Origin of the sequence: Mesorhizobium sp. C268A (assembly GCF_040324475.1) — a bacterium.
Taxonomy (GTDB): domain Bacteria; phylum Pseudomonadota; class Alphaproteobacteria; order Rhizobiales; family Rhizobiaceae; genus Mesorhizobium.
The window spans coordinates 728,584-746,275 of record NZ_JAMYVX010000003.1 but is presented as its reverse complement, the minus strand read 5'-3'; the positions used below and the strand labels follow the sequence as shown (position 1 = coordinate 746,275).

General features: G+C 63.7%; 18 protein-coding genes. 11 read left to right on the top strand and 7 right to left on the bottom strand.

Annotation, left to right across the window (positions count from 1 at the left end; translation table 11 throughout):
• Positions 1–91: 91 nt before the first annotated feature.
• Together NKL06_RS30500 and NKL06_RS30495 are read right to left on the bottom strand one after the other, a co-directional pair.
• Positions 92–964 (bottom strand): 50S ribosomal protein L11 methyltransferase, encoded by an 873-nt coding sequence (locus NKL06_RS30500; protein ID WP_023690884.1) that lies wholly within the window; start codon positions 962–964, stop codon positions 92–94.
• 82 nt (positions 965–1,046) lie between these two features.
• Complete coding sequence (locus tag NKL06_RS30495; protein ID WP_023690885.1) at positions 1,047–1,622, bottom strand: SCO family protein; 576 nt, start codon at positions 1,620–1,622, stop codon at positions 1,047–1,049.
• A 182-nt stretch (positions 1,623–1,804) separates the two neighbouring features.
• Here NKL06_RS30495 and NKL06_RS30490 point away from each other — a divergent pair, with 182 nt between their 5' ends.
• From NKL06_RS30490 to NKL06_RS30480, 3 genes are all read left to right on the top strand, one after another.
• Positions 1,805–2,323 (top strand): CreA family protein, encoded by a 519-nt coding sequence (locus tag NKL06_RS30490; RefSeq protein WP_031198377.1) that lies wholly within the window; start codon positions 1,805–1,807, stop codon positions 2,321–2,323.
• Positions 2,324–2,414: 91 nt separating this feature from the next.
• Positions 2,415–3,056: an LbetaH domain-containing protein gene (locus NKL06_RS30485; RefSeq protein WP_023690887.1), complete on the top strand. Its 642-nt coding sequence runs from the start codon at positions 2,415–2,417 to the stop codon at positions 3,054–3,056.
• Positions 3,057–3,438: 382 nt separating this feature from the next.
• Complete coding sequence (locus tag NKL06_RS30480) at positions 3,439–3,870, top strand: low affinity iron permease family protein (protein ID WP_023750938.1); 432 nt, start codon at positions 3,439–3,441, stop codon at positions 3,868–3,870.
• 26 nt (positions 3,871–3,896) lie between these two features.
• Here NKL06_RS30480 and NKL06_RS30475 read toward each other — a convergent pair whose 3' ends face one another.
• The gene (locus tag NKL06_RS30475) at positions 3,897–4,763 is read right to left on the bottom strand and encodes an SDR family NAD(P)-dependent oxidoreductase (protein WP_023690888.1); all 867 of its coding nucleotides are present in this window, start codon (positions 4,761–4,763) and stop codon (positions 3,897–3,899) included.
• Positions 4,764–4,894: 131 nt separating this feature from the next.
• On the opposite strand from NKL06_RS30475, the gene NKL06_RS30470 reads away from it, so the two are divergent.
• The gene (locus NKL06_RS30470; RefSeq protein ID WP_023668298.1) at positions 4,895–5,176 is read left to right on the top strand and encodes a hypothetical protein; all 282 of its coding nucleotides are present in this window, start codon (positions 4,895–4,897) and stop codon (positions 5,174–5,176) included.
• 12 nt (positions 5,177–5,188) lie between these two features.
• Here NKL06_RS30470 and NKL06_RS30465 read toward each other — a convergent pair whose 3' ends face one another.
• A complete protein-coding gene (locus NKL06_RS30465; RefSeq protein WP_023682120.1) occupies positions 5,189–5,764 on the bottom strand; it encodes a TMEM175 family protein in 576 nt (191 codons plus the stop codon).
• A 153-nt stretch (positions 5,765–5,917) separates the two neighbouring features.
• Between NKL06_RS30465 and NKL06_RS30460 the strand changes: the two genes are divergently transcribed.
• Positions 5,918–7,126: an MFS transporter gene (locus NKL06_RS30460; protein WP_023690889.1), complete on the top strand. Its 1,209-nt coding sequence runs from the start codon at positions 5,918–5,920 to the stop codon at positions 7,124–7,126.
• 3 nt (positions 7,127–7,129) lie between these two features.
• On the opposite strand, the gene NKL06_RS30455 is transcribed toward NKL06_RS30460, so the two are convergent.
• Positions 7,130–8,602, bottom strand: a complete 1,473-nt coding sequence (locus tag NKL06_RS30455) for an MATE family efflux transporter (protein WP_023688049.1) — start codon at positions 8,600–8,602, stop codon at positions 7,130–7,132.
• Positions 8,603–8,800: 198 nt separating this feature from the next.
• Between NKL06_RS30455 and NKL06_RS30450 the strand changes: the two genes are divergently transcribed.
• Positions 8,801–9,589, top strand: a complete 789-nt coding sequence (locus NKL06_RS30450; protein WP_023668302.1) for a L,D-transpeptidase — start codon at positions 8,801–8,803, stop codon at positions 9,587–9,589.
• 77 nt (positions 9,590–9,666) lie between these two features.
• Here the strand turns inward: NKL06_RS30450 and NKL06_RS30445 are convergent, their stop codons facing one another.
• Both NKL06_RS30445 and NKL06_RS30440 read right to left on the bottom strand, forming a co-directional pair.
• A complete protein-coding gene (locus tag NKL06_RS30445; protein WP_023690890.1) occupies positions 9,667–11,142 on the bottom strand; it encodes an esterase-like activity of phytase family protein in 1,476 nt (491 codons plus the stop codon).
• Positions 11,143–11,303: 161 nt separating this feature from the next.
• Positions 11,304–12,329: a LacI family DNA-binding transcriptional regulator gene (locus NKL06_RS30440; RefSeq protein ID WP_023690891.1), complete on the bottom strand. Its 1,026-nt coding sequence runs from the start codon at positions 12,327–12,329 to the stop codon at positions 11,304–11,306.
• Between the two features lie 194 nt (positions 12,330–12,523).
• Between NKL06_RS30440 and NKL06_RS30435 the strand changes: the two genes are divergently transcribed.
• From NKL06_RS30435 to NKL06_RS30415, 5 genes are all read left to right on the top strand, one after another.
• Complete coding sequence (locus NKL06_RS30435; RefSeq protein ID WP_023690892.1) at positions 12,524–13,555, top strand: Gfo/Idh/MocA family protein; 1,032 nt, start codon at positions 12,524–12,526, stop codon at positions 13,553–13,555.
• On the top strand, positions 13,555–14,460 hold the full coding sequence (locus NKL06_RS30430) for a sugar phosphate isomerase/epimerase family protein (RefSeq protein ID WP_023690893.1): 906 nt from the start codon (positions 13,555–13,557) through the stop codon (positions 14,458–14,460). The genes NKL06_RS30435 and NKL06_RS30430 overlap by 1 nt, the downstream gene beginning before the upstream one ends.
• 116 nt (positions 14,461–14,576) lie before the next feature.
• Positions 14,577–15,590 carry a substrate-binding domain-containing protein gene (locus NKL06_RS30425; RefSeq protein WP_023682113.1) on the top strand — a complete coding sequence of 338 codons (1,014 nt, stop codon included), beginning with the start codon at positions 14,577–14,579 and terminating at the stop codon, positions 15,588–15,590.
• Between the two features lie 86 nt (positions 15,591–15,676).
• Positions 15,677–16,474, top strand: a complete 798-nt coding sequence (locus NKL06_RS30420) for an ATP-binding cassette domain-containing protein (protein ID WP_023668308.1) — start codon at positions 15,677–15,679, stop codon at positions 16,472–16,474.
• Positions 16,471–17,511, top strand: coding sequence for an ABC transporter permease (locus tag NKL06_RS30415; RefSeq protein ID WP_023668309.1), 1,041 nt, complete (start codon positions 16,471–16,473; stop codon positions 17,509–17,511). Before NKL06_RS30420 ends, NKL06_RS30415 begins: the two co-directional genes overlap by 4 nt.
• The last annotated feature ends 181 nt before the right edge of the window (positions 17,512–17,692 follow it).

Here is a 17,692-nt window from a genome sequence, read left to right as displayed (position 1 = left end):
ATCGGGCGCGACCGTAGCGCATGACCCGGAAAACCGGAATCGATTTTCGCCAATCGCAACAGGCTCGGATTGGTCCAAAGCGCGTTGCGTCTCAGTGCTTCAGGTGGATCGTTACCCAGCCTTCGCGATGCAAGGTCCTGACATGGCGAAAATTCTGGCCGACATAGGCCGAGATCACCGCGTTGCACTGGCGCTCGAGGATGCCGGACAGCACGATCGAGCCGCCGAGGCTGATGTGCCTGGCCATCTCAGGCGCCAGCCGCATCAGCGGCCGCGCCAATATGTTGGCGACGATGAGGTCGAAAGGCGCCCGCTTGCCGAAGATCGGGTGGTGGAAGCCGGGCGCCGTCACCGTTTCAACCAGCGCCTTGACGTGGTTGAGGCGGGCGTTGGCGGCGGCGACCCTGACGGCGATCGGATCGATGTCGGTCGCCAGCACCGGAATATGCGCCAGCTTGGCGACCGCGATCGCGAGCACCGCGCTGCCGGTGCCGAGGTCGAGGGCATTCCTGGGACGTTCGCGGCGCACGACCCGCTCCAGCATTTCGAGGCAGCCGGCAGTGGTGCCGTGATGGCCGGTGCCGAAGGCAAGGCCGGCCTCGATCTCGATGGCGAGTTCGCCGCTGTGGCGCTTCCGGCGGTCATGCCCGCCATGGACGAAGAAACGTCCGGCGCGCACCGGCTTCAGTCCCTCCAGCGAGCGCGCCACCCAATCGATGTCGGGCAGAACCTCGCGCTCGATCGGCTTCGACAGGGACAGTCCGGCAAGGCTGTCCCTTAGCCGCGCCTCAACCGCGTCGACATTGCCGTCGGTGTAGAGCGAAACCTCATAGATGTCGCGGTCTTCATCGACTTCGAGCACGGCGATCGGCAGGCCTTCATCCTCGAAAGCCGGTTCGAGCGCGGCAAAGATGCAGTCGGCCTCGATCTTCCCAGCGATGAAGTGGAGCCTGGTCTGACCCATCAGTTGGTCTCTTGTTTGAGCATGATCTCTGGACAACACTTTTCTGTCCGAGAAAACCGGAATCCACGTTTCGGGATCATGCCTAGCCTGCCGCCAGCCGCTTCAGCTTGGCGATCGCGGTATCGGCGCTTTCGCCATAGGCTATGGTGCCCGAAAACTCGCCCTTGGCGTTGAGCAGCAGCGCGGAGGCGGTGTGGTCCATCGTGTAATCGCCGTCGCCGGTGTCGACCTTCTTCCAATAGATGTTGAAGGACTTCGCCATGGCGTGCACCTTGTCGGGATCGCCCGATATGCCGACGATGCGGTCGGAGAAATTGCTGACGTAAGTGTTCATCACCGGCGGCGTGTCGCGCTCTGGATCGACTGTAACGAAGTAGGCGTTGAGGTTCTTGCCGTCCTTGCCCAGCGTCTTCAGCCAGCCGGCCATTTCGAACAAAGTGGTCGGGCAGACTTCCGGGCAATGGGTGAAGCCGAAGAAGACGATGCTGGGTTTTCCCCGGAAGGCGGCTTCGGTGATTGGCGCGCCTTTCTGGTCGACCAGCGTGAATGGCGCGCCATACGGTTCGCCACCATAGTGGCCGCGATAGAAGTCAAAGGTGAGCCAGCCGATGCCCGCCGCCATCAGAACGAGAATGCCGACCAGAATTGAACGCATCATCAGGAATTGTCCGCCGCAGAAATCATCGAGCGCCGGATCGGCGTCTCTCTGCCGGCAGTCTTAGCCGGTCGCAGGGGGCAAGGCAAAGATGCCGCGTTGCCGCAACCGGGCTGGGCGCTACCTTGCAAACAGATGGCCCTTATCCCACCTGAGACCGGCAAACCGAACCTGAGGAGGCTCCCTTGCAAAGACGGACTGGGCAGAGACGGATTGGGCAGAAACTGATCGCCGGCGCGCTGGCCGCATGCATTGCCCTTGGCGCCGGTGCCGCCGCGGCAGAGGAGGTCGGCAAGGTCGGCGTCGATTGGGTCGGCAACGACATCATCGTCGAGGCGATCAAGGATCCCAAGATCGACGGCGTGACCTGCCATGTCTCTTATTTCGAACGCAGCGTCATCGACCGGCTGCACAAGGGCAACTGGTTCGAGGATCCGTCTGATTCCTCGATCTCCTGCCGCCAGACCGGACCGATAACCATCGGCGACATCGACATGAGCGAGGGCGGCGAAGAGGTATTCAAGCAAGGCATCAGCCTGATCTGGAAGAAGCAGGTGGTGAACCGCATCTATGACAAGAAGAACGAGACGCTGATCTATCTCTCGCATTCGCGCCAGGTACAGGACGGCTCGGCGAAAATGTCGGTGACGACCGTGCCGCTGTTCGGCCAGAACGTGGTGTGGACCGGCGGCAAGCCGAAATAGCCGGTCGGAGCCGACGCACGATCCACCCGCCTGCGGGTCCGATCGCGACGCGACAATTGCTTCTGCAATTGCGCGGGGGTAAATCCGCCGCATGGACCGTACTGAAAACCTCGTCCTGAAAGATCCGGAGCCGCGCATCCATCCGACCGCGGAGCTGAAAGCGTGCAAGCTTGGCCGCTATGCCTCGATCGCCGAACGGGTGGTGCTGCGCGAGGTCAATGTCGGCGATTTCTCCTATTTCGAGCGCCACGCCGAGGCGATCTACACGACGATCGGAAAATTCTGCTCGATCGCTGCCAACAGCCGCATCAATGCCTTGGAGCATCCGATTGAGCGGATCACGCAGCACAAACTCAGCTACCGGCCGAACGAGTATTTCCGCTGGCTTGGCGTCGACGTGGCGTTCCGCGCGCGGCGGCAGGCCAAGGCGGTCGGCATCGGCAATGATGTCTGGATCGGCCATGGCGCCGTCATCATGCCCGAGATCAGCATCGGCAATGGCGCCATCATCGGCGCCAATTCGGTGGTGACGCGGGATGTGCCGGCCTACACAATCGTCGCCGGCGTACCGGCGAAGCCGTTGCGCATGCGCTTTCCCTCCGAGATCGCGGCGCGGATCGAAAGCCTTGCCTGGTGGGACTGGCCGCCGGAGAAACTCGCCAAAGCGGTTCCCGACATGCAGGCCTTGCCGATTGAGGATTTCCTCGATCGTTGGGAGCAAGAGCATTCCTGAGAGCTCGCCGCGCGTGCGCGGTTTCATCGACTGGCTGGCCGAAATCCTGGCGCCAAAATTCTGAACGGCACGTGTCGGGAAGAGTTCCGCCGGTCTGCGGCAACGCAACGGACCCCTTCCGCCATGCGGGGGTGGCGCAGCGGAAGGGGCTTGGAGACAAATCCGCCGTGAAGCGGAACGAACAGGTTTTGGCCTGCATGGTGACTAATGGCAACAAACCGATAAGGCGGCTTTTCACGGCGCTGCGCCTTTGGCGTGCATACAATTGCACCAGCGATGCCCTCTGCGACAGGGAACCGGAAGCGGCTGCCGGTTGTTTATTGTTGGAGCGATGAATGCGGCCTTGGTCAGCTCGTCGCGCTTTGAACGGTTGAGGATGTGAATGATCGAAAAGCTGTTTACCAGAATCGCCAACACCGTTTCGCACTTGGCGGGCCTGCCGCCGACTTTCATCGCCTGTTGCGCCATCGTTATCGTCTGGGCGGTAAGCGGGCCATTCTTCGGCTTCTCCGATACGTGGCAGCTCGTCATCAACACGGGAACGACGATCATCACCTTTTTGATGGTGTTCCTGATTCAGAACACCCAGAACCGCGACGGCGCCGCGGTTCAGGCCAAGCTCGACGAACTGATCCGCGTCAGCGAGGGCCACAATCATTTCATCGGCATCGAGCACCTGACCGAATCCGAGGTCGAGGAGATCAGAGACAAATGCGAGCGGGCGGCAAAACGCCATGACCACGAGCTCGCCGAACTGGCGGGCAAGAAGGCCGTCGCGCAAAAGCGCACCGCGAAAAAACGCGCGCCCGCCTGAGTCTCGGCTTTGGCTGAGTTCGACGATCAGTTTCCCATAAAGGCCGCGAAAGCGTCCTTATGGTCGGGGTGCCAGCGCGAGAGAGCAGGCCGGTTCTCGATGATGTCGCCGATCGCCCAGGCCATGCGCTTTTCATCGGTCGGCCGCATCACCTCATTGTCGGGGCACAGGATGTAGAAGTCCCCGCGCGCCAGCGAAGCCAGCATGAAGTCGACCACCTGCTCGCCGGTCCAGGCGCCAGCGGGTTTTTCGACCGCTCCTTCGGTGAGGCCGGTGAAGGTGAAGCCGGGAATGAGAAGATGCGCCGCGACCTTCGCGCCCGGCTCGTTGCGCAATGCGTGCGCCAGGCCTTCGGTGAACGTCTTCAATGCCGATTTGGATACGTTGTAGGCGAGATTGCCGGGTGGCGTGGTGATGCCTTGCTTGGAGCCGGTGTTGATGATCAGGCCCGGCTCTCCGGAGGCCAGCATGGCCGGCGCAAAGGCCTCGACGCCATGTACGACGCCCCAGAAATTGATGTCGATCAGCCGCTTCCAGGCGTCGCCGTTCTCCCACGGTTTTCCCGGATTGTTGCCGACGCCGGCATTGTTCATCAGCAGCGATACGGCGCCGAAAGCGGTATGCGTCTTTTCCGCCAGCCGGCCGAGTTCGTCGGCCTTCGAAACGTCGGTGGCGACGGCAAGCACGGCATTCTCGCCGGTGATCGCGGCGACTGCCTGGCGGGCCGCATCGAGGCGCGCGCCGCCAATGTCGGCCAGCACCAGTCTCATGCCCATAGCCGCCAGCCTTTTGGCAGCGGCAAGCCCGATGCCGCTGGCGCCCCCGGTGATGACGGCGACGTTGCCTCGGCTGAGGGCGGGCAAAGCGGATTGGATTTCGGCGTCGGAGTTCATGATCTTTTTCCTAGGGTTCGGGTGGCGCCGAACTTAGCGCGGGACGCGCATCGTGCAAGGCCGTCCCGCGTGTTCGGGTTGACCGCATCAACGGCGGCCGTGCATGCTGCGGCCGAACAGGAGACTGCCGATTGACCGACTGGGTTGCGATCCTGAAGGAGCAGACCGCCACCGGCGACCAGATGGGCCGCGAGGTGCCACAGATGCTTGCCAATCCGGACATAAGCGAAGCGCAGGTGAAGACCTTGTTTTCGGCACTCGAAAAACAGGCCGAGTTCGTTGAGAAATTGCGCATGGCGCTGGAAAAATTCGGCCATGATTTTTCGATCATCAAGGCGGCCGAGCGGCTGGAGGAGCGCTATGCCGACCTTGCGGCGTCGGTTGCCGAAAAGCTGAAGGCGATGCGCAAGTAGAGGCGTCCTACGCTACTTTTCCAGCACCCGCGAAAAACGCGTGTCCGGCACGAACCAGACGGCGGCCACCAGCACGAAGATCGCAACGCCGATCCATTGGTTGACGAAGGCAAGCGGGACGGCGGCGGCGTAGAGGGCCACCGAGATCTTGCCCTTGCGGTCATTGCCCAGCGCCTTGGCGAAGGCGGTGTCGTTGCCGTGCAAATGGTGCAGCTTGGTGGCGAGAAAGGTGTAGGCGACCGCGCACAGCACCAGGTCGATGCCATAGACGGCGACGGGGACCGGCGCGAAATGGTTCTCGCCCATGAAGGCCGTCGTTGCCGGCATCAGCGACAACCAGAACAGAAGGTTGAGGTTGGCCCACAGCACGCGGCCGTCGACCCTTTGGACGGTGTGGAACATGTTGTGCAGATTGTTCCAGTAGATGCCGACATTGATGAACGACAAGACATAGCTGAAAAAGATCGGCCACAGCGGCAGAAGCGCTGAAAAATCCTCGCCATGCGGCACTTTCAGCTCCAGCACCATGATGGTGATGATGATGGCGACCACCCCATCGGTGAATGCCTCGACTCTACCTTTTCCCATAAATTCTCCCTCTCGATGGAAAGACGTTAAGCGAGGACTTCGGGCAAGACCATCCTGACAAGGTTGTCAGGATGAAGTTCGGCGCGTGGAACGGCCATCCTTACATGGACGTTGGGGCGCAATTGGGCGTTGGGCGATTGGTTGGAGGTTGCCATGACCAGCTATGCCGAGACCACGACGCGCGACAACGGACTCGATGGCCGGCCCGCGATGGCCGCGGTTGCCGCCATGATCGCCGCGCTGTTCGCCGGCAGCACGGTGCTGACGCCGCTTTACGTCATCTACAAGCAGGCCTTCGGTTTCTCGCAGATCACGCTGACGCTGGTCTACGCCGTCTATGTCGTCGGCAATCTCGGCGCATTGCTGATGTTCGGGCGCTTGTCCGACGGCATTGGCCGCCGTCCTGCGGCGCTGGCGTCGATGGCCATAGCGGTGGTCAGCGCGGTGGTGTTCCTGCTGGCCGAGAATGTCGCATGGCTCGATGTCGCCCGCATATTGAGCGGCCTTGGCATCGGCGTCGGCGCGGGAACCGGCACGGCCTGGCTTGCCGAATTGATCGAAGGCAAGGACAAATCGCGCGCGGCAATCATCGCCACCAGCACCAACTTCGTTGGCCTTGGCCTCGGCGCGCTGGCATCGGGCCTGCTCGCCGAATATGCACCCTGGCCGTTGAGACTAACGTTTGCGGTCTATCTTGCCTTGCTGGTGGTGGTGACGCTGCTGATCTGGCGTACCCGCGAAACCGTGTCCCGGCCGGGCAGGCTGACCGACGTTTCGTTGCGGCCACGGCTATCGGTGCCGAGCGATATCCGCGCTGCCTTCGTGGCGCCGGCGGTCACCGGTTTCGGCGCCATGGCGCTGGTCGGCTTCTATGCAGCCCTGGCGCCGAGCATCCTGGCGCAGCAACTGCATGTGGCCAACCATGCCGAGGCCGGCGCGCTGTTCTTTGAACTGTCGATCGTTGCGGCCGCGACCATTCTGGCCACGACCCGACTGTCCAGCCGCGCCGGCATGCTGGCCGCGCTGGCGCTGATGATCCCGGCCGTAGGGCTGATGGTTGCTGCTCAGTTTTTCGCGTCGATGTCCCTGATGGTTGCCGCCACCGCTGTGTGCGGCGTGGCGGCGGCGCTCGGCTATCGCGGCGGCCTGCAGGTGGTGAACCAGATCGCACCTGCCGAGCGTCGCGCCGAATTGGTGTCGGCGTTCTTCATCTGCTGCTTCTGCGGCAATGCGCTGCCGGTGATCGGCATTGGGCTGCTGTCGAGTTGGGCCACTCCGACGACGGCAAGCCTGGCCTTCGCCGGCATGATCACGCTGTTCTCTGTCGTAGCGCTGGGGTTCGGCGTCAAATACGCGCGCTGAGCCTCACCCGTTTGGCGTCTCGGGCGCCATGTTTGCCCGTCCGCGCGGGATGCCGAGGCCGGTGTCGGGCGGCTCGCCGGCGGCCGGCCGGTCCTCGATCATGTGCATGGTGCGCCAGCGGCCGAAGCGATAATAGGCGGCGGCCAGCACCAGCGAGGTGATCGATCCCGCCGGAAAACTCCACCACAGCGCTTCCTCGCCGATGTAGCTCCTGAAGAAGTAGGCAAAGCCGGTACGCACGACCAGCACGGAAATCACCAGAATGATCAGCGGCGGCATCACGGCACCGGTGGCGCGCACGGTGGCGAACAGCACGATGGTGACGCCGAACAGGATGAACGACCAGGACGCCACCTTGTTGATGTGGGCTGCAATGTCGATTGCGGTGCTGTCGCGGCTAAGGAACAGGCCGAGCACCGGCCTGTCGAAGAGGAACAGCAGCGCCACCAGGGCGCCGGTGAGCACCAGGTTGAAGCCGACGCCGGACGCCGCGATGCGACCGATGCGGTCCCAGCGCCCGGCGCCGACATTCTGGGCCGCCATCGACGAGACTGCGGCTCCGATCGCCAGTGCAGGCATCTGGATATAGGTCCACAGCTGCGCCGCGATGCCGTAGGCGGCGGCGACCTGCGAGCCGTAGGAGTTGACGATGCCCATGACGGTCAGCGCCGCCGCCGAAATGACGATCATCTGCAGGCCCATCGGCACGCCCTTGAAGACGACGATCCTGAGCAGCGCCGGATCCGGCCGCAGCAGAGCGAGGTTGGCGCCGGCGAGCCGCAGCGGATGCTTTCTGGCATAAAGCACGACGAGGATGGCGATCACGCTCACTGTCTGGCCGATCAGCGTCGAGGTGGCGGAGCCGGCGATGCCGAGTTCGGGGAAGGGGCCGATGCCGCGAATGAGCAGCGGATTGAGGATGATGTCGAGCACGACGGCGAGCGCCATGAAGAAGAATGGCGTGCGCGAATCACCCGCACCGCGCAGCACCGTCATGACGAAGGACAGAAGATTCATCATCGGCACGGCGACGAAGATGATACGCAGATAGGAGCGCGCCAGCGGCAGCGCATCGGGCGGGGTGCCCAGTGTGTTGAGGATGGCGTCGACCCAGATCCAGCCGCAGACGGCGAAGATAGCCGAGACGAGGAAGAAGAAGCTGGCGCTGGTGCCGACGATGCGCCGCGCCTCGGGCAGGTCGCGGGCGCCGACCGATTGCGCCACCAGGATGGTCGCGGCCATGCCGATGCCGAATACGGTGCCAAGAATCAGGAACAGAACCAGATTGGCGTTGGAGGTGGCGGTCAGCGCCGATTCACCGAGGAAGCGGCCGACCCAGACAGCGTTGATCGAACCGTTGAGCGACTGCAGCACATTGGAGCCGAGCACCGGCAGAGCGAACAAAAGCAGCGTGCGCGGAATCGGGCCGCTGGTCAGGTCGCCGGTGCGCCGGCGCGGTGGTATTTTTTCGTCCATGGGCTGTTCGGCGAAGGTTCATCTCAAAGTCCGCCCGGCAATGATCGCCGATTTAACGGACAAGGTCGATGCGGCATTGGAACATGCCACCTGGCGGCTTCAAGCTAATCAGTTCTCAAAACATTCGGAATGGGATATGGGTCGTCGCCGCGTGGGGTCGCATATCCTGTTGGATATGATGAATAGGCTGGGGGGATCATGTCCGACAATCCGCTTTTTTCCGAGCGCCTGAACCGGCGCGCGTTTCTTGGAATATCCGCTTTGGGTGCCGCTTCCATGGCGCTTTCAGCCTGCACCACGACCGACGTCGTGGTGCCGCCAACGCCCGCTCCGGCGCCCGAACCGGCTCTGGGCGATGCCGCCACCATGTATTCGGCGCGCGTCGATGAGGGCTTTTCATTGCCGGCAATCCCCGTCGCCAAGCTCGATCCGAAATTCGTGCGCCAGATCGTGGACGATCCGACCGGCGAAAAACCCGGCACGATCGTCGTCGATACATCCGAGCATTTTCTCTATCTGGTGCGCGACGGCGGCAAGGCAATGCGCTATGGCGTCAGCCTCGGCAAGGCCGGGTTTGGCTGGACCGGCAGCGCCGTGATCCAGGCGCGCAAGAAATGGCCGGTGTGGACGCCGCCGCCCGAAATGATCCAGCGCCGGCCGGAACTGGCGAAATACAAGGACGGCATGCCGCCCGGACCGCAGAGCCCGCTCGGTGCGCGCGCGCTCTATCTGTTCCGCGACGGCAAGGACACGATGTACCGGCTGCACGGCACGCCGGAATGGGATTCCATCGGCAAGAACGCGTCGTCAGGCTGCGTGCGCTTCATGAACCAGGACATCATCGACCTCTACAGCCGGGTCAACGGCGTAGCCCAGGTCTATGTGCGCCCGAACCTGTCGGCCGCGGGCAAGATCATGGCTGTGTCGAGCCGGACCGCCGAGCCGATCGATGCCGGCGTGCCAAGGGATGCGGAGATTTTGAAATAGGTGCCGTCACGGCATCGCTGATTGCCGACAAACGGTAGAGGTGGACGCGCCGGGCGCGTCCGCTTTTTTGTATACGACTACTTCTTGGCGAGGCCCGGAAGCGTGACCTGATAGACCAGGAACATGGTGTCGACATCGGCGCCGTCTTCGGCCTTGTAGGGCGCGCCGACCTGAAAACCGTCCTGGGTGAGAAAGTCGTTATCGTTGCCGACGAACAGGAAATAGTCGTCGGGCAGCGCCGGATCGAGCACGCTGACCACCGACATTGCTTCCCACTTCTCCGACAGATTGTTCTTGTCGTTGGGCTTGCCGTCATGCAGGCCGAAACGGCCGAGTTCCTTGTTGTCGTTGATGTCGATGAACGGCGTCAGCTTGGCCGGGGTCACCGAGGGGTCGAGCACGCCCTTGGGCGCCAGCGGCTTGTCGGCGGCATCGAAGGCGCCGCCGGCAATGTCGGTGGCGCCAGAGACGTCGACGACGAAAATCTGGCGCAGCAGCGAAGTATCGCCCTTCACCCCCTGGCCGTTTCCGCTGTCGCGCGCCAGCATCAGGAAGGTCTTGTCGGACAGCGCCGCGATCTCGCTCTGCGCGGCGACCTTGGTCTTGTCCTTGGCGTCCTTGAACACCGGCAGCGGCACGGCATATTCATGCACCAGCTTGAGATGGGCCGGGTCGGAGGCGTCATAGACCAGCGCGCGGGTGTTTTGGCGCGTCGCGGGCGAATCGCCGCCATCCTGGCGGGGCGCCGATTGCAGCACGGCGATCAGCGACTTGCCGTCCGGCGTCAGCGCCATGCCTTCGAGACCCTGGTTGTTCTGGCGGCCGGTTTCGGGATCCTTCGGATCGGGTTCGGCTGCACCGGGGCCTGGATTGTCGGAGGCGAAGTTCGGCGCGCCCTTGCGCATCGGCACCAAAGCGGCCGGCGGCTGCGTTGCCGACAACAGATGGCCGTCGGCCGAGAAGCGGTAGATGTTGGGGCCGTATTCGTCAGAGATGAACATGGTGCCGTCGGGCAGCCGCGCGATCGCCTCATTGTCGAGCGCCAGCTTGCCATTGGCCTCGGGCAGGATCGGCAGGTCGCCATTGGCCGCGCGCACGCCGTTGAGCGGATCGAGGCCGGTGGCGTCAGCGCCCTTGTCGTCGGTGAGGAGCAGGGAATCGGCAAGCGTCGCCTTGACGCCTGTCTGTTCCTGGCCGGAGGTGGGCGTGGCGCCTAGTGCTACCGGCGTGAACTCGATGCGAATAGTGTTGAGGCGCGGCCGGTAATCGGTGGTGCCGACGACATTGTAGCCACGGTCCGGCAGCAACCAGAGCGAGCCCTTGTAGCCGTCCGCGCCACGGGTCCAGCTTGCGGCGTCGATCGACATGCCGGAGCCGGAGCCGAAGGTCTCGCCGAACTTGTCCTTCTGATCGGCCGGGATGCGGCCGACGCCGACCAGGCCCTTGTTGACGAAGCCACCAACGGTGGCTGTGCTGTCGGCAAGGGCAGGGGTCAGGGCGGTAAACAGCGCCAATGCGGCGCCGAGCGACACGGTTCGGTGCGAGATTTTCATGGAGATCCTCTTTGTGACAAGCCTTGAGCGGCGCAAAGGGGCCACCGCATCGCATCGACGATGTCGCCCTCTCGCAAAGCGGTCTAGGACGCGAACATGATACTTGCGTGACAGAGCGGGCCTCTCCCTTCTCCCTTGTGGGAAAAGGGAGAGACGCACTATCAATCGCTGTCGCGCGCGATCAGCTCCAGCGGCCAGACTTCGCGGATGATGCGCGGACCTTCCGGGCCGGCAAAGGCGGGAAGCGAGGCCAGCAACATTTCGGCCAGCCGCCGGCCCATCGGCTCCAGCGACGGACGGAAGGCGGTCAGCGCCGGCGAGAAATAACGGCAGAGCGGCGTGTCGACGATGACGATCACCGCGATGTCGTGGCCGGGCCTGATGCCCATCTCGGCCAGTGCTTTGCAGCCGCCGAGCGCCATTGCGTCATTGTTGAAGATGATGGCTGTGGGCCGGTCCTTGGAGAGCATCACGCGCGGCGTCACCTGGTAGCCTCCGGCCTCGTTGATGAAGCCGTCGGCGATCAGGCCGGGGTCGACTTCGATACCATGCCGCTTCAGCGCCTTGCGGTAGCCGTCGAGGAACAGGTAGCCGAAGTTGAGATCAAGCGAAGGGCGGATGGCGGCAATGCGGCGGTGGCCGCGCGCGACCAGCCGGTCGACGGCTTCATCACCCGCCCTCTCGAAATCGATATCGAGCGAAGGATAGGTGTCGTCGCCGGATTGACTTCGGCCAAGCGTGGCGAAGGGAAAGCCGGCCTTGCTGAGATAGTCGATCCGATCGTCTTCCCGCCGTGTGTTGGCCAACACGACCGCGTCGGCCCGGCGCGTCTCAACCACGCGGCGCAGCCTGTCCTGCTGATATTGACCGGGCTCACCCATGACGACCATCAAATCCAGGCCATACTCGGCAAGCCGGCCTTGCAGACCGATCAGGAACGGGATGAAGAACGGTTCGCCATATTGCTGGTCGCCCGGATGCGGCTGCAGCATGAAGGCGATCGAATGGGTGGTGCCTTGCCGCAGGCTGCGGCCGGACTGGTTGGGCGAATAGTTCAATTGCTTGGCGGCGGCGAGCACGCGCTGGCGGGTGTCGGCATTGACGTCGGCGCGGCCGTTCAACGCCCGCGACACGGTGCCGATCGAAATGTTCAGGTGACGCGCGAGGTCATGGATGCTGGACGCCAAGGACAGTTCTCCCCCTGTCTTGGCTAGCACCGGCTGCCGCCCAGGCCAAGGCTTCGGGATGATTCTCGCTGGCAGCCGATTGACATTCTACGCCATCGGGTGTGTTCTCGTAAACGTTTACGGAAAAGCGTTTACGGTGATGCCGGAAATGCCGTGACATTCGGTCTGGAGGGACCGGACGGGAGGAATGCCGGATGATGAATGCCGTCCTCGTCGGCTGTGGTGCGATGAGCAAGGCCTGGCTCGATGCCGCGAGGCAGATCGGCGGGTTGGCCATTGTCGGACTTGTCGATCTCGACGCCGAACGGGCGCGGGCGAGGGCACGCGAATACGGGCTCGATCGCGCCGTCATCGGCACCAGCCTCGATCAGGTTCTCGACCAGACCAGGCCCGACGCGGTGTTCGATGTCGTGGTTCCAGCCGCCCGGCGTGATGTCGCCTTTGCCGCCTTTGCCCATAATTGCCATCTGCTGACGGAAAAGCCGCTGGCCGATACTCCAGAAAATGCGCGCGCCATCGTCGATGCGGCACGTGACGCGGGGCGTATCCATGCGGTCGTGCAGAACCGCCGCTACGTCGCCAATGTCCGGCGCATCAGGCGCTTTCTCGACTCCGGCGCCATCGGCAAGCCAACCAGCATCCATGCCGATTTCTTCGTCGCGCCGCATTTCGGCGGCTTTCGCGAGGAGATGGCCCATGTGCTCTTGCTCGACATGGCGATCCACACATTCGACGCCGCCCGCTACATGGTCGCAGGCGATCCCGCCGGTGTCTTTTGCCAGGAATGGGAGCCGGCCAATTCCTGGTACCGGCAGGGATCGTCGGCCAGCGCTATCTTCGATCTTGGCGCCGGCAAGCGCTTCACCTATGCCGGTTCCTGGTGCGCGGCGGGCTTTCGCACCAGCTGGGAGAGCACATGGCGCATCGTCGCCGAGCACGGCAGCCTGGTCTGGGATGGCGAGGACGGGCTGAAGGCCGAGGTTGTGTTGTCGGTCCGCGACGGCCTGTTCGACCTGACCCAACCCATCACAGTGCCGCCGCTCGATCCCGCCGACCGCATCGGCGGTCATCTCGGCATCATCAAGGATTTCATCCACGCCATCGAGACCGGCAGCGAGCCGGAAACCCGTGGCAGCGACAACATCAAAAGCCTGGCCATGGTTTTTGGCGCCATCGAAAGCGCCGAGACCGGACGGCGCGTCGCAATCACACAGGAAGCATCATGATGCCAAACCCGCTTCTCGACATCCGGATCGGCACCATGGTGCGGGCCAATCTCGAAGACCCGGCCGCCTACATCAAAGAGATTCTGCCGCTCGGCTTCGAGAGCATCCAGCCCTTCTTCTGGCAGACGCTGGGCGGCAAGGATTTGGCGCGGCTCGCCGGCGAGATCCGCGAGGCGATCGGCGATGCCGATGTCGCCGTGTCGTCGATCGGCGTGTTCGGCAATCCGCTGGAGGATGGCGAGGTCGATCGCGGCGTGCTCGCGGCATGGGAAACCGTCATCGACAATGCGCATCTGTTCGGCGCCTCGACGGTCAGCGGCTTCACCGGCCGCCTTCGCGGCAAGAAGCTGACCGACAGCCTGCCGCGCTTCCGTGAGGTCTGGGGACCACTGGCCAAACGCGCCGCCGACAAGGGCGTGCGCATTGCCTTCGAAAATTGCGCCATGGACGGCAACTGGGCCGCCGGTGACTGGAACATCGCCCACAATCCGGACGCCTGGGAGCTGATGTTCAACGAATTGCCCGACGACAATCTCGGCCTGGAATGGGAGCCCTGCCATCAGCTTGTCTACCTCATCGACCCGATGCCGCAGATCCGCAAATGGGCGCCGCGCATCTTCCATGTCCACGGCAAGGACGCGACGGTGCGCTGGGATGTGATCCGCGAGCACGGCGTGTTCGGCAAGCTGCCCTTCGTGCAGATGCGCACACCCGGGTTTGGCGACAGCGACTGGACGCGGGTGATCAGCGAATTGCGGCTGGCCGGTTACAAGGGCGCCATCGACATCGAGGGCTGGCATGACCCGGTCTATCGCGGCGACCTCGAAATCACAGGTCAGGTGCGCGGGCTGGAATACCTCAAGCAATGCCGGGGAGGAGCGACCTACCTGCCGAACCCAGCGTGACCGAGGGCCGGTGGGAGGAGCCGGCCTGACAGATTGCCAAGCACTGCCGACAAGCACTGCCGACAGGCGAACGACGAAACCCCTCGGCTCACCGAGGACAAAAGGGAGGAACGTGCATGAGCATCGCAATGAGAACGACACTTCTGCGCTCGACCGTCGTGGCCGCCGCCACGGCGCTGTGCGCTGCCATCTCCACTCTGCCGGCGCAGGCGCTCGACGCCCAGTGGTGCAAGGATGTCCACATCCGCTTTTTCGTCGGCGGCGCCGAGGGCGACGCTTTCGGCACCATCGTCTACAATGGCGCCAAGCAGGCGGCGTCCGATCTCGGACCCAAGGTCGACTACATCTTCTCGCAGTGGGACGTCGAGAAGATGGTTCAGCAATTGCGCGAGGCCGTCGCCGTGAAGCCCAACGGCATTGCCATGATGGGCCATCCCGGCGACGCCGCGATCATGCCGCTGGCCGAACAGGCGCACAAGGACGGCATCAAGATGATGTACCAGAACGTGCCGGTGCCGACGGTGGTGGCTGCGTTCGGCGGCGGCTATGTCGGCGCCCAGCAGGAGCAGCAGGGCCGCGCGCTCGGCGTCGAAGCGTTCAAGCTCGGCAATCTCAAGTCCGGCGACAAGGCGATCATGATCGGCCCGTTCGAGAACGAGGCCCGCGGCGCGCGCGAGCGCGGCACGGTGGCAGCACTCAAGGAAGCCGGCGTCGAGGTCATCCAGCTGTCGTCGCCGCCGAGCGGCGAATGGGCGTCCGACCCCAATCTGGCGATACCGGTGATCACCGCGGCCCTGCTCAACAATCCCGACGTCAAGGCGGTAGGCTATCCCGGCGGCCAGATGCTGGGCAACGTCGCCACCTACATGCAGGCGGCGGGGCGCAAGCCCGGCGACATCTTCAATTTCGGCTTCGACACCAGCCCGCAGATCGTCGAGGCGTTCAAGGGCGGCTGGGTGCAACTGACGGCCGATCAGCAGCCGTTTCTGCAAGGCTATCTGCCGATCCTCAGCCTTTGCCAGCAGGTGGTGCTGGGCCTGGCGCCGATGAATGTCGACACTGGCGCCGGCTTCGTCACGCCGCAGAATTACGAGATCGTCGCCGAGCTCGCCAAGCAGGCGCTGCGCTGACCTCCCAAACTGCCGGCTGGGCGCAAGCCCGGCCGGCAGGACCGCCGGCACCAGGCCGGGATGATACCACAGGAGCGAGGATCGCCATGGCCGAACGCATCATCGAACTGCGCGACATCAGCAAATCCTATGGCCAGGTCTATGCGCTGGGCGGGGTCAATCTCTCGGTCGACCGCGGCGAGGTGGTTGGCTTGATCGGTGACAATGGCGCCGGCAAATCGACGCTGATCAAGATCCTGTCCGGCGTCGTCAAGCCGACCAGCGGCGAGATCCTGGTGCGCGGCAAGCCGGTGACCGGCTGGAGTGCGGCACGCTCGCGCGACGCCGGCATCGAGACGGTCTTCCAGGACCGGGCGCTGGCCGTGCAGCAGACCATCGTGCGCAACATCTTCATGGGCCGCGAACTCACCGGCTTCATGGGCTTTCTGAAGGTCAATAAAGAGATAGAGGAGGCGAGCCGGCTGATGCGCGAGATCGGCTTTACCTCGAAAGTGTTCACGCCGCATTCGATCGTCGGCCAGCTCTCCGGCGGCGAACGCCAGGGCGTGGCGATCGCGCGCGCCATCTACAAGCAGGCCGAGCTGATCATCCTCGACGAGCCGACGACGGCGCTGTCGCTGACCGAGACCGCCAAGGTCTTCCATTTCGTGCGCCAGGTGCGGGCGAGCGGCCGTTCGATCCTGTTCATCGGCCACAACATCCACCATGTCTTCGACATCGCCGACCGCTTCGTGGTGATTGACCGCGGCAAGGTGGCGCTGACCGCCGATCGCACCGAGGTCAAGTCGGCCGAAGAGCTGATCAATTTCATGGAAGACGTTGCGCATCCCGGAGGATTGCCGGGGCTGCACGAGGCCGGCGACGCGGAGAGGGCAGCACGATGAGCAAGACCATGGAACCCGATCTGCAGAGCCCGCTCGGCGGCAAGGCAGCCCGGCCTGAGTGGAAGCACCCGTCCGACCATTGGCTGCGCGGTTTCGTCATCGACAACCGCGCAGCGCTCGGCACGCTCGCCGTGTTCATCATCATGATGGCGGCGTTCCTGATCGCCAACCCGACCGTGTTCACCACCTGGTATCTCTACAGATCCGTGCTGACCACGCTGCCGGTTGCCCTGTTCGTGGTGGTGCCGCTGGTCTTCGTCGTCACCTGCGGCGAGATCGACCTGTCGTTTCCCGCAACCATGGGCTTTGCCTCCTGGGTGTTCGCGCTGGTGGTGCAGGCCGGCTACGATCCGTTTCTCGGCATCGCAGCGGCGATTCTCACCGGCACGCTGCTCGGCTTTCTCGTCGGATCCCTGGTCGTTTATGGCGGGCTGTCGTCGCTGATCGCCACCCTCGGCATGAATTTCCTGCTGCGGGGACTGATCCAGATCATCAACGAGGGCAGATCGACGGCATTGACCGGTCTCAGCGACAGCTGGGCGTACACCATCTTCTCCGGTCAGGTGTGGGGTTTTCCGGTACAGGTCTTCTGGGCACTCGCCTTCGTCATTTTGTCGGCAATGCTCTACAACCGGCACCGCTTCGGCGCGCAGGTGAGGGTCGTCGGCGACAACCCCGACAGCGCCCAGCAGATGGGCATCGACGTCAAGCGTGTGCGGGTGAAAGTGTTCATCTTCACCGGCATCGGGGCCGCGATCGCCGGCACGTTTTCGGTGATGATCAACTTCACCTGGTGGCCGACCGCGGGCGACGGCTATCTCTTGCCGGTGCTGGCTTCGGTGTTCGTCGGCGGCACGCCGACCTGGGGCGGCATCGGTACGGTTGCCGGTGGAGCGATCGGCGCGGTCACCGTGTCGTTCATCCAGACCGGCGTCGTGGCGGCGGGCCTGAGCGGCTTCTACGTCCAGTTCTTCAACGGGCTGATCATCATCCTGTCGCTGCTGGGGCACAAGTGGAACCAGGCGCGGTACAGGTGAGGGGCGGGCTAAATTGACGGGGACGCTCATGTTGCGGACCGCATGCCCCGACGACTGGGCAGACGCCCGTCGCTTCGTCATTCTAGGGCGGAGCAGGAGCGAAGCTCCGTCGCGTAGACCCTGGAATCCATTCCGCGACCTTGGAGTGCAGCTGCGCAGGATTCCGCACCGTGGCAACGCG

What these genes read in the sequence shown, in the direction of transcription:
- NKL06_RS30500 (WP_023690884.1), bottom strand. Translation starts at nt 964, where the DNA reads ATGGGTCAGACCAGGCTCCACTTCATCGCTGGGAAGATCGAGGCCGAC.
- NKL06_RS30495 (WP_023690885.1), bottom strand. Translation starts at nt 1,622, where the DNA reads ATGATGCGTTCAATTCTGGTCGGCATTCTCGTTCTGATGGCGGCGGGC.
- NKL06_RS30485 (WP_023690887.1), top strand. Translation starts at nt 2,415, where the DNA reads ATGGACCGTACTGAAAACCTCGTCCTGAAAGATCCGGAGCCGCGCATC.
- NKL06_RS30480 (WP_023750938.1), top strand. Translation starts at nt 3,439, where the DNA reads ATGATCGAAAAGCTGTTTACCAGAATCGCCAACACCGTTTCGCACTTG.
- NKL06_RS30475 (WP_023690888.1), bottom strand. Translation starts at nt 4,763, where the DNA reads ATGAACTCCGACGCCGAAATCCAATCCGCTTTGCCCGCCCTCAGCCGA.
- NKL06_RS30465 (WP_023682120.1), bottom strand. Translation starts at nt 5,764, where the DNA reads ATGGGAAAAGGTAGAGTCGAGGCATTCACCGATGGGGTGGTCGCCATC.
- NKL06_RS30460 (WP_023690889.1), top strand. Translation starts at nt 5,918, where the DNA reads ATGACCAGCTATGCCGAGACCACGACGCGCGACAACGGACTCGATGGC.
- NKL06_RS30455 (WP_023688049.1), bottom strand. Translation starts at nt 8,602, where the DNA reads ATGGACGAAAAAATACCACCGCGCCGGCGCACCGGCGACCTGACCAGC.
- NKL06_RS30450 (WP_023668302.1), top strand. Translation starts at nt 8,801, where the DNA reads ATGTCCGACAATCCGCTTTTTTCCGAGCGCCTGAACCGGCGCGCGTTT.
- NKL06_RS30445 (WP_023690890.1), bottom strand. Translation starts at nt 11,142, where the DNA reads ATGAAAATCTCGCACCGAACCGTGTCGCTCGGCGCCGCATTGGCGCTG.
- NKL06_RS30435 (WP_023690892.1), top strand. Translation starts at nt 12,524, where the DNA reads ATGATGAATGCCGTCCTCGTCGGCTGTGGTGCGATGAGCAAGGCCTGG.
- NKL06_RS30430 (WP_023690893.1), top strand. Translation starts at nt 13,555, where the DNA reads ATGCCAAACCCGCTTCTCGACATCCGGATCGGCACCATGGTGCGGGCC.
- NKL06_RS30425 (WP_023682113.1), top strand. Translation starts at nt 14,577, where the DNA reads ATGAGCATCGCAATGAGAACGACACTTCTGCGCTCGACCGTCGTGGCC.
- NKL06_RS30420 (WP_023668308.1), top strand. Translation starts at nt 15,677, where the DNA reads ATGGCCGAACGCATCATCGAACTGCGCGACATCAGCAAATCCTATGGC.
- NKL06_RS30415 (WP_023668309.1), top strand. Translation starts at nt 16,471, where the DNA reads ATGAGCAAGACCATGGAACCCGATCTGCAGAGCCCGCTCGGCGGCAAG.